The organism is Mycobacterium sp. PSTR-4-N, from assembly GCF_022348085.1.
In the GTDB taxonomy this organism is placed as follows: domain Bacteria; phylum Actinomycetota; class Actinomycetes; order Mycobacteriales; family Mycobacteriaceae; genus Mycobacterium.
The window spans coordinates 328,988-342,940 of record NZ_JAKRFN010000001.1 but is presented as its reverse complement, the minus strand read 5'-3'; the positions used below and the strand labels follow the sequence as shown (position 1 = coordinate 342,940).

Genomic DNA, 13,953 nt, shown 5'->3' with positions numbered 1-13,953 from the left:
ACGCTCGGCGCATGCACACGGTGTTTCTGGGCAGTGAGGCGATTGCAGCAGGCGTTGTGACCCCAGGCGAACTGCGCTACGGCTATCGACGCCTGTACCCGAACGTCTACATCCCTCGCGGCACCGAAGCGTCGCTCGCCGACCGCACCGTCGGCGCCTGGCTGTGGTCTCGGCGGCGGGCGGTGATCGCGGGAAGGGCGGCGGCCGCTCTGCACGGTGCCCGCTGGGTGGACGACCGCGCCCCCATCGAGCTGATCTATGACTGCAAGCGTTCACCGGCCGGCATCGTCACCCGCAACGAGCGCATCGGCGCTGCAGAGATTCGCCGTGTCGGAGGAATGTCGGTGAGCTCGGTTGCGAGGACAGCATTCGACCTGGGCCGTCACTTGCCGCTCGCTCGCGCTGTCGAACATCTCGACGCGCTCGCCAACGCCACCGGCCTCACCGCTGGGCACATCGTGCCGCTGTGTGACGAGTACCGGGGCGCACGCGGTATGAAGCAACTTCGCACCGCGGTGGACCACATGGACGCGGGCGCCCAGTCGCCGAAGGAGACTTGGCTGCGAATGCTTCTGGTGCGGCGGGGCTTTCCGCGGCCCACCACGCAGATTCCGCTACTGAACAGTCACGGCACACCCTTCGCGTACCTCGACATGGGATGGGAGGACAAGACGATCGCGGTCGAGTACGACGGCGACCAGCATCGGAAGGACAGAAATCAGTACGTCTGGGACGAGCAGCGTTTGCGATTGATACGCGGGCGAGAGTGGCTGCACGTCAAGGTGATCAGCGAAGACAGCGAGAACGATGTCGTCGAGAGGGTCGCGGCGGCGTGGCGCATTCGCGAAGGTGTTTCAGCGGTAGCTGCGGGCGTGGGGTGACTACCGCAGGCGCACTTTCGCGAGGGCGGCCAGGTGGCGCAGGCCGAAATCGCTGCCGCCGGGCAGGCCATCCAGCGGCCACCACCGCAGATCGAGCGACTCGTCGCTGATCTCGGCGTGCGCCCCTGCCGGCGCGCGCACGACGAACTGCACGTCGAGGTGGCGCGTCGGCACCCCCAACGAACACGTCACCGGGTGCACGTGGATCGCGGTCGGCAACTCGTCGATGGTCAACCCGGCGATGCCCGACTCCTCGGTGGCTTCTCGCAGCGCCGCGGCGACCAGTGTGGGATCTTCGGGTTCGCAGTGCCCGCCGAGTTGCAGCCAGCGCTGGAACCGCGGGTGAAGCGTCAGAAGGGCATGCGTGCCCTCGTGGTTCAGCACCAGCGCCGAGCCCGTGATGTGCCCGGGCACCGACTCCCGCAGGCATGCCTTCGGGTTCGCGTCGAGGAACGCCAGCACCGCGTGCCGCATCGACTCCTGCGCCGGATCGGCCGGCTGCCACTGCGTCAGGGTGTCGATCGCCGATTGGTGCAGACTCATCGCTCGAGCAGCAGACCGTCGGTGGGCACCGGATCGCGTGGCGCGGCCGGCCCGTCGGCGGCGTAGCCGATCGCAATGGCCCCCAACGGCTCCCACTCCGCCGGCAGATCGAGTTCGGTGCGCACGAGATCGGCAGCGAAGATCGTCGACCCGATCCAGCAGCTGCCCACACCGCGCACCGCGAGCCCCACCAGCAGGCCCTGCACCGCCGCACCGACGGCCACGGTGAACATCGTGTGCTCGGCCGCGGTGCGATGCGCGTCGGGGTAACTGTGCGCCCCGTCGGGCACCATGAACGGGATCACCAATTCCGGTGCATCGTAGAGAATCTGACCACGCGAGACGCGGCGTTCGACCGCGGCGGGGTCGCGGCCGTCACCCAGAAGGTCGGCGCGCCACTGGTCTTTCATCGCGTCGAGCAACCGGGTGCGTACCGCCATGTCACGCACCCAGACGAAGCGCACCGGGCGGGTGTGGTGTGGCGCGGGGGCGGTCAGCGCCTCACCGACAGCAGCCTCGATCAGCTCGGGCGCCACCGGCTCGTCGCTGAAGCTGCGCACCGACCGCCGCAGCAGCTGGGCCTGCGTGCGACCGAGCGCGATCGCCTCCTCGGTGCCGAGCCAGAACAGGTCCTCCTCGCCCGCGCGGACCAGATTGCGGGCAGTCGACCCGTCGTCGCGCACCGTCAGCCCGCGCACCACCGCGACGGGGACCGCGGTCAGCTTGCCCTTCACCAAATCGGCGGCCGCGGCGATCTCGTCGGCGACCGCGATCTCGGTGACGATCAACTCGTTGCCGTGCTGATCGTGCTCGCCCGCATAGCCGTGCAACACCTCGAGCCCGGCGGCGCCGATCGCGACGTCGGTCTGTCCCGTGCGCCACGCCCTGCCCATCGTGTCGGTGACGACGACGCCGACGCGCACGCCGAGCCGCGCGTGCAGCGCAGCCCGCAGCGCGGCGGCGCTGCCGTCGGGATCGACGGGAAGGAGCGCGAGTTCGTGGCTGTCGACGTTCGAGCCGTCCACCCCCGCGGCGGCCTGCACCAGCCCGAGCGCGTTCTCGGTGATGAGCGTGCGGCCTTTGCGCGCCAGGACTCGCACCGCCTCGCCGTCGATCAGCCTGCGGCGCAGCGTGTCTCGCAGCTCCGGGTCGGACGGTGCGTCGACCATGCGGCCCTCGCACTTGGACAGCACCTTGCTGGTGACGACCACGACGTCGTCGTCGCGCAGCCAGGGCGCGGCCTCGGCGATCGCGGCCCCCAGATCGTCGCCGGGGCGGAACTCCGGCAGCCCCGGGACCGGCAGTAGCTCCAGCCGTGCCGACGTGCCGTGGTCCCTCACAGCTTCACCCCGGCCAGATCCATACCGGCGCGCACCATCTCCGCGGTGACCGCGGGTTCGCTCATCAGCAGCGGCGCCGACCGCACCGCGACGCCGTCGATCACCGCGTCGTCACCGGTGTGGACCAGCCACCCGTCCAGGATGCCGGTACCCGCGCGGGCACCGTAGTGTGCACCGACCCCCTCCGACGTGCTGTCCACCCCGATCACCGACAGGCATGCATCGGCCATGCCGCGCAACGGCTTTCCTGCGACGATCGGGCTGTAGCCGATCACCGGGGCCGGGGTGGCGCGCAGCGCTGCCCGGATGCCGCCGACCCGAAGGACGGAGCCGATGCTGACGACGGGGTTCGACGGTGCGATCAGCACGACGTCGGCGCCCTCGATCGCGTCGGTGACACCCGGTGCGGCAGTGGCACTGTCGGCGCCGACGAACGCGAAGCTCTCGGTGGGCACCTGGGCGCGGTACCTGACCCACCACTCCTGGAAGTGGACGGCCTTCTTCTCTCCGTCGGCCGGATCGATGATCACGACATGGGTTTCACTGCGGTCGTCGCTGGCCGGCAGCAGCCGGGCGCCGGGATTCCAGCGCGCGCACAGCGCCTCGGTCACCTGCGACAGCGGATAGCCCGCGCGCAGCATCTGGGTGCGCACCAGGTGGGTGGCCAGGTCGCGATCGCCCAGGCCGAACCAGTCGGGTTGCACACCGTAGGCGGCGAGTTCCTCCTTGGCGTGCCAGGTTTCGTTGCGGTGCCCCCACCCGCGCTCGGGGTCGATCCCGCCGCCCAGGGTGTACATGCAGGTGTCGAGGTCAGGGCAGATCCGGACGCCGAACATCCAGGCGTCGTCGCCCACATTGACCACAGCAGTCACTTCGTGCTCATCGGTATCGTGAGTACTGAACTGCCCCAAGCCCAGTAGATGTTGGACACCCAGGAGGAAGCGCGCGCCACCCACACCGCCGACCAGAACAGTGACCTTCACACCGACCGACACTAGGCGCACGCCGCCGCGGCCCGCCCCCCGGAGGTGCCTGGATCGGCAACGTGACAGACACGCCACAGCGCGACGCGCCGTATTTGAGTCACGGAATGGTATGAATTCCTGTTCCAGCGCTTGACCGAGGCAGCTAACGCGTGTGTAATCACAGCAGTGTCATTCGCGGTTCTCCGGCCGGTTCCGGTGTCGCAGACCGAGATTCGATCACTTGTTCGAATTGGGTGGCCACACTTAGAAATAGTGGGCTGGCATACAACGGATCTACGAGACCTGTGGAGGAGGGGAACAATGGCTTTTGAACAGGCCGATTTCGGCAATTCGGTACATTTCGACAGCAGGCTCCTCGGCTCGGTGGGGAGTGCACCGCACATCCAGACCGATCCGGTGGCGGCAAGCATCGGGGGACGCCCGCAATTGAGCGTGGTGCCCGACCCGATCGATGACGAGCTGGCAACCGACGAGGACCAGTGGCAGGAGCGCGCGCTGTGCGCTCAGACCGACCCCGAGGCCTTCTTCCCGGAGAAGGGCGGCTCGACCCGCGAAGCCAAGCGCATCTGCCAGGGCTGCGAGGTCAAAGACGCCTGCCTCGAGTACGCGCTGGCCCACGACGAGCGCTTCGGTATCTGGGGTGGACTGTCCGAGCGGGAGCGCCGGCGCATCAAGCGCGGCATCATCTAGGCGGCTACTCGTCGTCGATCGTCGGATCGATGACGGACGGCTCGACGCCCAGATACGTGGCGACCTGCGCCACCAGAAGCTCATGCAGTAGGTCGGTCAACTCGACGGTGTCCTTGGCCCGTCGCTCGATCGGCTTGCGGAACAACACGATTCGCGCTCTCGTCGAGTTGCCGCGAACATCTACCCCGGCGGGGATCAGCCGCGCCAGCGCGATCGGCCCGTCGGCGACGACCTCCGGCGGCCACTGCACACTGTCCGGATCCTTGGGCGCCAGCCGCGGGATCTCGTCGACCGCGACATCCAACGACGCCACCCGATCCTGCCACCGCCGCTCGATCGGCTCATAGGCCTCGAGCACCGCCATGTCGAAACGTTCAGCGCGGCTGCGCCAGCCCGGAACGGTGGGCGGCAGCAGCGGTCCCCGCATCCCACGGCCACGCCGGGACCCTCGATGATTGCGCCCGGTCACGAAAAAGATCGTAACGGTTGGGCTTCGGGCCCCCCGCGGCTCGCGTGTCCGCCGCGGCACGGACGAACACAGACGATAACCTTCCGTTCGTGAATGTTCCCCGTCGCTGCTGCCGTCCAGGCTGCCCGCACTACGCGGTCGCGACGCTCACGTTCGTCTACTCGGACTCCACCGCCGTCGTCGGCCCCCTGGCCACCGTCTCCGAGCCGCATTCCTGGGATCTGTGCGTCATGCACGCCGGGCGCATCACCGCCCCCCGCGGTTGGGAACTGGTTCGCCACGCCGGTCCACTGCCGTCCCATCCCGACGACGACGACCTCGTGGCGCTTGCCGACGCGGTACGCGAAGGCCGGGAAGCGCCGGCCGGACCTGTTGCCGGCTTCACCGGATTCACAGACCCCGTCACCGGCACCCAGAGCGGCGCGCTGATGGCACCGCCCGTGCGTCGCCCCGAGCCCACCGGGCGTCGACGCGGGCATCTACGGGTACTGCCGGACCCGCCGGACTGAATCACCGTGGCGGCCGTGCGCGCGGTTTCCGACGGCTAGGCTGGCAGCACTGGTCAGCACGTCAGCGTGAGGAGCCCACATGTCCCGGCCCGCCGAGGCGGTACAGCGCGTCATCAAGGCCTACGACGTGCGCGGACTCGTGGGCGAGCAGATCGACGAGCAATTCGTCGCCGAGGTGGGCGCCGCGTTCGCTCGACTGGTGCGCGACGGAGCGACCCAGATCGTCATCGGCCACGACATGCGGGAGAGTTCGCCCATGCTCTCCGCCGCGTTCGCCGAGGGCGTGATGGCGCAGGGACTCGACGTCGTCCGCATCGGTCTGGCCTCGACCGACCAGCTCTACTTCGCCTCCGGGCTGATGGACTGCCCCGGGGCTATGTTCACCGCCAGCCACAACCCGGCCGCCTACAACGGCATCAAGCTGTGCCGCGCCGGCGCCAAACCCGTCGGCAAGGACACGGGGCTCACCGCCATCAGCGACGAGGTGATCGCCGGCGTGCCCGACCACGACGGTCCGCGCGGCACCGCGTCCGACCGTGATGTGCTCGCCGACTACGGCGACTTCCTGCGCTCCCTGGTCGACGTGAGTGGGCTGCGTCCGCTCAAGGTCGCCGTCGACGCCGGCAACGGCATGGCCGGCCACACCACCCCCGGCGTGCTGGGCCCGATCGCGTCGATCACGCTGTCACCGCTGTACTTCGAGCTCGACGGCACCTTCCCCAACCACGAGGCGAACCCGCTGGACCCGGCCAACCTCGTCGACCTGCAGAGCTTCGTGCTCGAAACCGGAGCCGACATCGGGCTGGCGTTCGACGGCGACGCCGACCGCTGCTTCGTCGTCGACGAACGCGGCCAGGCCGTGTCCCCGTCGGCGGTCACCGCGCTGGTCGCCGCCCGCGAGTTGACTCGCGAGATCGGCGCGACCGTCATCCACAACCTGATCACCTCCCGCGCCGTGCCCGAGCTGGTCACCGAGCGCGGCGGCACACCGGTGCGCTCGCGCGTCGGACACTCCTACATCAAGGCGCTGATGGCCGAGACCGGCGCGATCTTCGGGGGCGAGCACTCCGCGCACTACTACTTCCGCGACTTCTGGGGCGCGGACTCCGGCATGCTCGCCGCGCTGCACGTGCTCGCGGCGCTCGGTGAGCAGGACCGACCGCTGTCGGAGATCATGGCCGACTACGAGCGCTATGAATCGTCCGGCGAGATCAACTACACCGTCACCGACGCCCCCGCCGTCGTCGACTCGGTCCTGGCGGCGTTCGGTTCCCGGGTGCACGCCATGGACCACCTCGACGGCGTCACCGTCGACCTCGGCGACGGCAGCTGGTTCAACCTGCGCATGTCGAACACCGAGCCGCTGCTGCGGCTCAACGCCGAGGCCCGCACCCCCGAGGAGGTGGCGGCACTGGTCGACGAGATCGGTGCGCTGATCACCAAGGGAGCCGGGGAGCTCACGTGACGGCCACCGCGGTGGTCGACCTCGACGACACCGACGGCCTGCTGGCCGCGGATCGGCACGGGCTGCTGCGTGCTGCGTCCATGGCCGGTGCGCAGGTGCGTGCCACCGCGTCGGCGCTCTCCGAAGGCGACCTCGACTCCGTGCGCTCCGATGCGCCGCCGCGCACCGTGGTCTGGGTCGCCGGCCGCGGAACAGCCTCCACCGCAGGCTCGATGCTCGCTGCCGTGCTCGGCGGCTCCCTGCCCGCGCCGATGGTCATCGCCACCGAGGCGCCGCCGTGGATCGGTGCCCTCGACGTCCTGATCGTCGCCGGCGACGATCCAGCCGACCCTGCGCTGGTGACCGCCGCCGCGACCGGGGTGCGCCGCGGCGCCCGCGTCATCGTCGTCGCCCCCTACGAAGGGCCGCTGCGCGACGCGACGGCCGGACGCTCGGTGGCGCTGCCGCCGCGGTTGCCGGTGCCCGACGATTTCACGTTGGCCCGCTACCTCGCCGCCGGGCTGGCCGCGCTCGAGGTCGTCGCCCCCGGTGTCCGCGTCGACCTCGCCGCCCTGGCCGACGACCTGGACGCCGAGGCTTTCCGAAACAGTGCTGCGCGTGAGCTTTTCACCAACCCGGCCAAAGAGTTGACCCAGCGCATGCTCGACCGCGACGTCGTGTTCGCCGGTGACACTCCCGCCACGCTGACGCTCGCCCGGCACGCCTGCACCGTGATGCTGCGGGTGGCGCAGCAGACCGTGGCCGGCGTGGGGCTGGCCGACGTGCTGGTGGCGCTGGGCTCAGGGTGGGGACGCGACCGTGGTGAGGTGTCCATCTTCCACGACGAGGAACTCGACGGGCCGCTGCCGAACCGCGCGCGCACGATCGTGCTGACCTCGGATGAGGATCGGCCTGCCGTCTCGGCGCGGCTGCGTGGTTTTGACGACGTCTCCGTGCTCAATGCGAACGACGTACCGGAACTCGGGGGAGTCGGAGAGGAGGGGCCGGGCTCAACAACGATGCCCGGTACCAGCCGACCCGAGCAACAACTGGCGCTGCTGGCGGTCCGCCTGGAGATGGCGGCCGTCTACCAGCGTCTGATTCGAGGTTGAGGCGAGTGCATCTGCTCAGGGGCGCAGTGCGGACCTATGCGTGGGGTTCGCGGACCGCGATAGCCGAATTCACCGGGGCGCCCAGCCCCACCCCGCATCCCGAAGCCGAACTGTGGTTCGGTGCCCATCCCGGTGACCCGGCGCACCTGCAGACCGAGGACGGCGACCGCTCGCTGCTCGACGCGCTGCGTGCCGATCCCGAAGGCGAACTGGGACAGGTGGTTCGGGGTCGGTTCGGTGACTCGCTGCCCTTCCTGGTCAAGGTGCTCGCCGCCGACGAACCGCTGTCGCTGCAAGCGCACCCCAGCACCGAGCAGGCGATCGAGGGCTTCGCCCGCGAGGAGCGGATGGGGATCCCCGTCAACGCGCCGACCCGCAACTACCGGGACCGCAGCCACAAACCCGAGATCATCGTCGCGCTCAGCCCGTTCGAGGCGCTGGCCGGTTTCGCTCCGGCCGCCCAATCGGTGATGTTGATGCGCGCCCTCGGCGTCGCCGAGCTCGACCCGTTCATCAACCTGCTGTCCGGCCAGTCCGACGCCGACGGCCTGCGCGCTTTGTTCACGACATGGATCACGTTCCCGCAACCCGATCTCGACGTCCTCGTGCCCGCGGTGCTCGACGGCGCGATCAACTACCTGCGTTCGGGCGCACAGGAATTCGAGCGGCAAGCCAAGACCGTGCTGGAGCTCGGCGAGCGCTACCCCGGTGACGCGGGCGTGCTCGCGTCGATGCTGCTGAACCGGCTCTCGCTGCAACCCGGTGAGGCGATCTACCTGCCCGCCGGCAACCTGCACGCCTACCTGCAGGGGGTCGGTGTCGAGGTGATGGCCAACTCCGACAATGTTCTTCGTGGCGGGCTGACGCCCAAACACGTCGACGTTCCCGAGCTGTTGCGGGTTCTCGATTTCACCCCCGCCGTCGACATCGTCGTCTCACCCGATCCGGTCCGCGACGGCGCCGAGCTGGTCTACCCCACGCCCGCACCGGAATTCGCGGTGTCCGTGCTCGCCCTCGACGGCGAGCAGCTCGGACACGAGATCGACGCACCCACCCGCCACGACGGGCCCCAGATCCTGCTGTGCACGCAGGGGTCGGCGACGGTGCACGCGAAGTCGTCCGCGGTGACGCTGCAGCGCGGCGCGGCGGCATGGGTGGGGGCCGACGACGGGCCGATCAGGCTGATGTCGCAGGAGCCGACGCGACTGTTTCGCGTGACCGTCGGCCTCTAGCCTTCTTCTCAGCGGCCCACAACCGCATGTTGTGACGCACGGTGCGGCCCACCAGCTTCGCCGACGGCACCATGTAGAGAGTGTCGAGCAGGCTGAACCGGCGCAGAAACCATTCGGCCAGAACAGGATCCGTCTCCGCCGCCCCGAGGAACTGGTCGAACAGCGATCCGACCGGGCGGTACCACCACGGCATCGGACCCTCTGCCCGGTGTAGTACCAGATCACCGATCGCGTTCATCGTCCACACCGGCCACGTCGTCTTCGTCGTCGCCTTCGCAAACGTCAGCCCCAGACTGTCACCGGGTTCGTCGAGCGCGCGCTGGAGGTGACCCGCCTGCAGCGACGTCATCGTCATGCCCTGACCGAACGTCGGATTGAAGCTCGCCACCGCATCGCCGAACGGCAGAATGCCCTCGGGAAAACGGTCGAGTTTGTCGTAGCGTCGCCACCGGCTGGTCGGGTACTTGTGAAACGCGGGCTCGCCGATCGGCTCGCCCTGGCGCAACGCGGCGCTGACGTGTGCCGGCAGGATCTCGTCGGCGAGCTCGCACATGCCCTCGAAATCCTTCGGCGGCGGCACCTTTGCGATCCCGAACGTGGTCAGCCCCCAGGTGCCGTCCTCGTAGTACAGCATGCCCAGGCCCAGCGGCTGCTCTCGCGATGCGCCGGCGACCACGACCTTCTCAGCGATGAGACCCTCGGGGATGCGCACCTGGTGGGTGGCATAGCCGATGCCCACGTCGACGGTGTCCTCGGCTGGTCGGTCGAAACCCCACTGTTCCAACCACACTGGCAAGCGGGTGCCCCGTCCGGTGGCGTCGACCACCAGATCGGCGTCGATGGTCTCGCCTGCCACCGTCACACCGGTGACACGACGCCCGTCGAACACGGGTTCGTCGACACTGTCGTTGACCAACGTGACGTTGGGCAGATCCAGCACGCGCCGGCGGATCTGCCACTCCAGGTGCGGCCGGCTCGGCACATACGCGGTGAACTCGTTCTGCAGCCGGTGCTGCGTGCCCAGGACGTGGCCGGCCGCGCCGAAGTGGATGCAGTCCGGCCGGTTCTCCAGGATCGGCACGCCCGCGGCGACCATGTCGTCGAGCAGTCCCGGGAACAGTGCTTCGAACTCCTTGGCGCCACGAGCCATGAGCAGATGCACGTGGCGGCCCTGCGGAACCGCCGGTCGATTGGCCGGCCCGTCGGGAAGATCGTCGCGCTCGATGAGGGTGACTCGCTCGAATGTCTCGGAGAGCACCTTCGCCGCGCACAGCCCGCCGAGGCTGGCGCCGATGACGATCGCATGGGTTCGTGTCATGAGAGGTGCCATTGAGGGTCATTTTAAGAGGGGTTGTGGGTACATTCCCGCAGAAGCGATGACGAAACGAGGACGTTGATGACGCAGGAGTCGGCGGAACGGGCCACGAACAAGCGGCGTACCAAGTCGGTGGAACAGTCGATCGCCGACACGGACGAGCCCGACACCCGGCTCCGCAAGGACCTGACCTGGTGGGATCTCACCGTCTTCGGTGTCTCGGTGGTGATCGGTGCCGGCATCTTCACGATCACCGCGTCCACCGCGGCCAACCTGACCGGCCCGGCGATCTCGATCTCGTTCATCATCGCCGCGATCGCGTGCGGGCTCGCCGCGTTGTGCTACGCCGAATTCGCGTCGACCGTGCCGGTGGCGGGTAGCGCCTACACGTTCTCCTACGCGACGTTCGGGGAGTTCGTCGCGTGGATCATCGGCTGGGACCTGATCCTCGAGTTCGCGGTGGCCGCGGCCGTGGTCGCAAAGGGCTGGTCGAGCTACCTGGGCACGGTCTTCGGCTTCGGGGGCGGCGTCGCGAACGTCGGTGGGCTGGAGGTGGATTGGGGGGCTCTGCTGATCATCGGCTTCGTCACCGCGATCCTCGCCTACGGCACGAAGCTCTCGGCCGGCGTCAGCCTTGCGATCACCGCGGTGAAGGTCGGCGTGGTGCTGCTGGTCGTCATCGTCGGCGCGTTCTACATCAAGACCCAGAACTACACGCCGTTCATCCCGCCCGCCGAAGCCGGCGAGGGCGGTTCGGGCACCGAGCAATCCCTGTTCTCACTGCTGACCGGCGCCGAGGGCAGCCATTACGGCTGGTACGGGTTGCTGGCCGGGGCCTCGATCGTGTTCTTCGCGTTCATCGGCTTCGACATCGTCGCGACCACCGCCGAAGAGACCAGGAATCCGCAGCGCGACGTGCCGCGCGGCATCCTTGCCTCGCTGGGCATCGTGACCGTGCTGTACGTCGCGGTCACCGTCGTGGTGTCCGGCATGGTCAGCTACAAGCAGCTGCGTGACGCCGATACGCAGAACCTGGCCACGGCGTTCGCGCTGAACGGCGTGGACTGGGCGGCCAAAGTGATCTCGATCGGGGCGCTGGCCGGGCTGACGACCGTGGTGATCGTGCTGGTGTTGGGTCAGACGCGGGTGCTGTTCGCGATGTCGCGCGACGGCCTGCTGCCGCGCGGCCTGGCCAAGACCGGCAAGCACGGCACGCCGGTGCGGATCACGCTGCTGGTCGGCGCCGTCGTCGCGGTCACCGCGACCGTGTTCCCGATCGGCAAGCTCGAAGAGATGGTGAACATCGGCACGCTGTTCGCCTTTGTGCTGGTGTCGGCCGGGGTGCTGGTGCTGCGGCGGACGCGGCCCGACCTCAAGCGCGGGTTCACGACGCCGTGGGTGCCGGTGCTGCCGGTGCTGTCGATCATCGCGTGCGTGTGGTTGATGCTGAACCTGACCGGGTTGACGTGGATCCGGTTCCTGATCTGGATGGCTGTCGGCGTGGTCGTGTACTTCCTCTACGGCCGGCGCCACTCACTGGTCGCCCGCCGGGGCTGACTCCTTCGTTCCGCGAGCGGGCGCTGTTCCGCGAGCGCGCGCGTTTGTACGTCGGCGCGCCGTGGTCTCTGGCATTTCGTGTGCGCTCGGCGGGCTCGAGCGCGCGCTCCCGCATACGACACGCGGGGCGACTGTGTGCAGACACGCGCGCTCGCGGAACGGGGTGATCTTTACAAAAGTGGGTTTCGTGTCTAGACGGGTGACAAAAATGGCTCTATAGTCAAATTCGACAGGTGATCGCACTCACAGCGAGGAGGCACTCGGGTGACCACACAGGAACTGAACGGAAGCTCCCAGAGCCCGGAATTGGGGGAGTGGCGCGACAAGAAGCGCTACCTGTGGCTGATGGGGTTGATCGCGCCGACGGCGCTGTTCGTCATGCTGCCGCTGGTGTGGGCCCTCAACCAGTGGGGCTGGCACGGCGCGGCGCAGATTCCGCTGTGGATCGGCCCGATCCTGCTCTACATCCTGCTGCCCGCCCTGGACCTGAAGTTCGGGCCCGACGGTCAGAATCCGCCCGATGAGGTGATGGAGCGGCTGGAGAACGACAAGTACTACCGCTACTGCACCTACGTCTACATCCCGTTCCAGTACGCCAGCGTGATTCTGGGCGCCTATCTGTTCACCGCCTCCGACCTGAGCTGGCTCGGCTTCGACGGCGGGTTGCCGTGGCCGGCGAAGATCGGACTGGCACTGTCGGTGGGCGTGCTCGGCGGCGTCGGCATCAACACCGCCCACGAGATGGGCCACAAGAAGGATTCGCTCGAGCGGTGGCTCTCGAAGATCACGCTGGCGCAGACCTGCTACGGCCACTTCTACATTGAGCACAACCGCGGCCATCACGTCCGCGTCGCGACACCGGAAGATCCGGCGTCGGCCCGCCTGGGTGAGACGTTCTGGGAGTTCCTGCCGCGCAGCATCTTCGGCAGCCTGCGCTCGGCATGGAAACTGGAGGCCAAGCGTCTGGAGCGGGCCGGCAAGTCGAAGTGGCACTGGTCCAACGACGTGCTCAACGCGTGGGCGATGTCGGTGGTGCTCTACGGCATCCTGATCGCGGTGTTCGGCGTCGGGCTGATCCCGTTCATCGTGATCTCGGCAGTCTTCGGCTTCACGCTGCTCGAGACCGTCAACTACCTCGAGCATTACGGGCTGCTGCGGCAGAAGAACGCGAACGGCCGCTACGAGCGGTGCGCCCCGGTGCACAGCTGGAACTCCGACCACATCGTGACCAACCTGTTCCTCTACCACCTGCAGCGCCACAGCGACCATCACGCCAATCCGACGCGGCGTTACCAGACGCTGCGCAGCATGGCCGACGCGCCGAACCTGCCCAGTGGCTACGCATCGATGATCGCGCTCACCTACTTCCCGCCGTTGTGGCGAAAAGTGATGGACCACCGTGTGATCTCCCACTACGACGGCGACGTCTCGCGTGCCAACGTCCATCCGCGGATGCGGGCCCACTACGGGGTGCCCGCCGCATGAGCACCTACCGCTGCCCGGGTTGCGACTACGTCTACGACGAAGCCAAAGGTGCTCCGCGCGAGGGGTTTCCGGCCGGCACCGCGTGGGACGACATTCCCGACGACTGGGCCTGCCCCGACTGTGCGGTGCGCGAGAAGATCGATTTCGAACCGATGGGAGTGAACCAGTGACCGACTACAAGCTCTACGTGTGCGTGCAATGCGGCTTCGAGTACGACGAAGCCAAGGGCTGGCCCGAGGACGGCATCGCCCCGGGCACCCGCTGGGACGACATTCCCGACGACTGGAGCTGCCCGGATTGCGGCGCAGCCAAGTCCGACTTCGACATGGTGGAGGTTTCGCGGCCGTGAACGCACCTTCGTGGCCGGTGAGCGTGCGCTCCGGCGCGCGA

The 13,953-nt window shown here is 68.4% G+C and carries 15 protein-coding genes; 10 read left to right on the top strand and 5 right to left on the bottom strand.

Annotated features, from left to right (window positions below):
• The first annotated feature begins 11 nt into the window (after nt 1-11).
• Nucleotides 12-881, top strand: coding sequence for a hypothetical protein (locus MHN84_RS01740; RefSeq protein ID WP_241202903.1), 870 nt, complete (start codon nt 12-14; stop codon nt 879-881).
• Here MHN84_RS01740 and MHN84_RS01735 read toward each other — a convergent pair whose 3' ends face one another.
• Genes MHN84_RS01735 through cofD form a run of 3 tightly spaced genes read right to left on the bottom strand, consistent with a single transcriptional unit; the run spans nt 882 to nt 3,747 of the window.
• Complete coding sequence (locus MHN84_RS01735; protein ID WP_241202902.1) at nt 882-1,424, bottom strand: NUDIX hydrolase; 543 nt, start codon at nt 1,422-1,424, stop codon at nt 882-884.
• Nucleotides 1,421-2,764: a coenzyme F420-0:L-glutamate ligase gene (locus tag MHN84_RS01730; protein WP_241202901.1), complete on the bottom strand. Its 1,344-nt coding sequence runs from the start codon at nt 2,762-2,764 to the stop codon at nt 1,421-1,423. The genes MHN84_RS01735 and MHN84_RS01730 overlap by 4 nt, the downstream gene beginning before the upstream one ends.
• Nucleotides 2,761-3,747 carry a 2-phospho-L-lactate transferase gene (gene cofD, locus MHN84_RS01725; RefSeq protein WP_241202900.1) on the bottom strand — a complete coding sequence of 329 codons (987 nt, stop codon included), beginning with the start codon at nt 3,745-3,747 and terminating at the stop codon, nt 2,761-2,763. The genes MHN84_RS01730 and cofD overlap by 4 nt, the downstream gene beginning before the upstream one ends.
• A gap of 429 nt (nt 3,748-4,176) precedes the next feature.
• On the opposite strand from cofD, the gene MHN84_RS01720 reads away from it, so the two are divergent.
• On the top strand, nt 4,177-4,440 hold the full coding sequence (locus tag MHN84_RS01720; RefSeq protein ID WP_221356043.1) for a WhiB family transcriptional regulator: 264 nt from the start codon (nt 4,177-4,179) through the stop codon (nt 4,438-4,440).
• A 4-nt stretch (nt 4,441-4,444) separates the two neighbouring features.
• On the opposite strand, the gene MHN84_RS01715 is transcribed toward MHN84_RS01720, so the two are convergent.
• Entirely contained in the window at nt 4,445-4,867 is a 423-nt protein-coding gene (locus tag MHN84_RS01715) for a metallopeptidase family protein (protein ID WP_241203192.1), read from the bottom strand.
• Between the two features lie 131 nt (nt 4,868-4,998).
• On the opposite strand from MHN84_RS01715, the gene MHN84_RS01710 reads away from it, so the two are divergent.
• From MHN84_RS01710 to manA, 4 genes are all read left to right on the top strand, one after another.
• Nucleotides 4,999-5,418, top strand: a complete 420-nt coding sequence (locus MHN84_RS01710) for a DUF3499 domain-containing protein (RefSeq protein ID WP_241202899.1) — start codon at nt 4,999-5,001, stop codon at nt 5,416-5,418.
• 79 nt (nt 5,419-5,497) lie between these two features.
• Nucleotides 5,498-6,883, top strand: a complete 1,386-nt coding sequence (locus tag MHN84_RS01705) for a phosphomannomutase/phosphoglucomutase (RefSeq protein WP_241202898.1) — start codon at nt 5,498-5,500, stop codon at nt 6,881-6,883.
• The gene (locus tag MHN84_RS01700) at nt 6,880-7,974 is read left to right on the top strand and encodes a TobH protein (protein WP_241202897.1); all 1,095 of its coding nucleotides are present in this window, start codon (nt 6,880-6,882) and stop codon (nt 7,972-7,974) included. The genes MHN84_RS01705 and MHN84_RS01700 overlap by 4 nt, the downstream gene beginning before the upstream one ends.
• Nucleotides 7,975-7,979: 5 nt before the next feature.
• Nucleotides 7,980-9,206, top strand: coding sequence for a mannose-6-phosphate isomerase, class I (gene manA / locus MHN84_RS01695; RefSeq protein ID WP_241202896.1), 1,227 nt, complete (start codon nt 7,980-7,982; stop codon nt 9,204-9,206).
• Here the strand turns inward: manA and MHN84_RS01690 are convergent.
• Complete coding sequence (locus MHN84_RS01690; RefSeq protein ID WP_241203191.1) at nt 9,151-10,524, bottom strand: oxidoreductase; 1,374 nt, start codon at nt 10,522-10,524, stop codon at nt 9,151-9,153. The genes manA and MHN84_RS01690 overlap by 56 nt on opposite strands.
• A gap of 78 nt (nt 10,525-10,602) precedes the next feature.
• Here MHN84_RS01690 and MHN84_RS01685 point away from each other — a divergent pair, with 78 nt between their 5' ends.
• The 4 genes from MHN84_RS01685 (at nt 10,603) to MHN84_RS01670 (ending at nt 13,912) form a co-directional block, all read left to right on the top strand.
• On the top strand, nt 10,603-12,078 hold the full coding sequence (locus tag MHN84_RS01685; protein WP_241202895.1) for an APC family permease: 1,476 nt from the start codon (nt 10,603-10,605) through the stop codon (nt 12,076-12,078).
• Between the two features lie 345 nt (nt 12,079-12,423).
• Entirely contained in the window at nt 12,424-13,563 is a 1,140-nt protein-coding gene (locus MHN84_RS01680) for an alkane 1-monooxygenase (protein WP_255729820.1), read from the top strand.
• Complete coding sequence (locus MHN84_RS01675) at nt 13,560-13,733, top strand: rubredoxin (RefSeq protein ID WP_241202893.1); 174 nt, start codon at nt 13,560-13,562, stop codon at nt 13,731-13,733. Before MHN84_RS01680 ends, MHN84_RS01675 begins: the two co-directional genes overlap by 4 nt.
• Nucleotides 13,730-13,912 carry a rubredoxin gene (locus MHN84_RS01670; RefSeq protein WP_111511717.1) on the top strand — a complete coding sequence of 61 codons (183 nt, stop codon included), beginning with the start codon at nt 13,730-13,732 and terminating at the stop codon, nt 13,910-13,912. The genes MHN84_RS01675 and MHN84_RS01670 overlap by 4 nt, the downstream gene beginning before the upstream one ends.
• Nucleotides 13,913-13,953 lie beyond the last annotated feature (41 nt).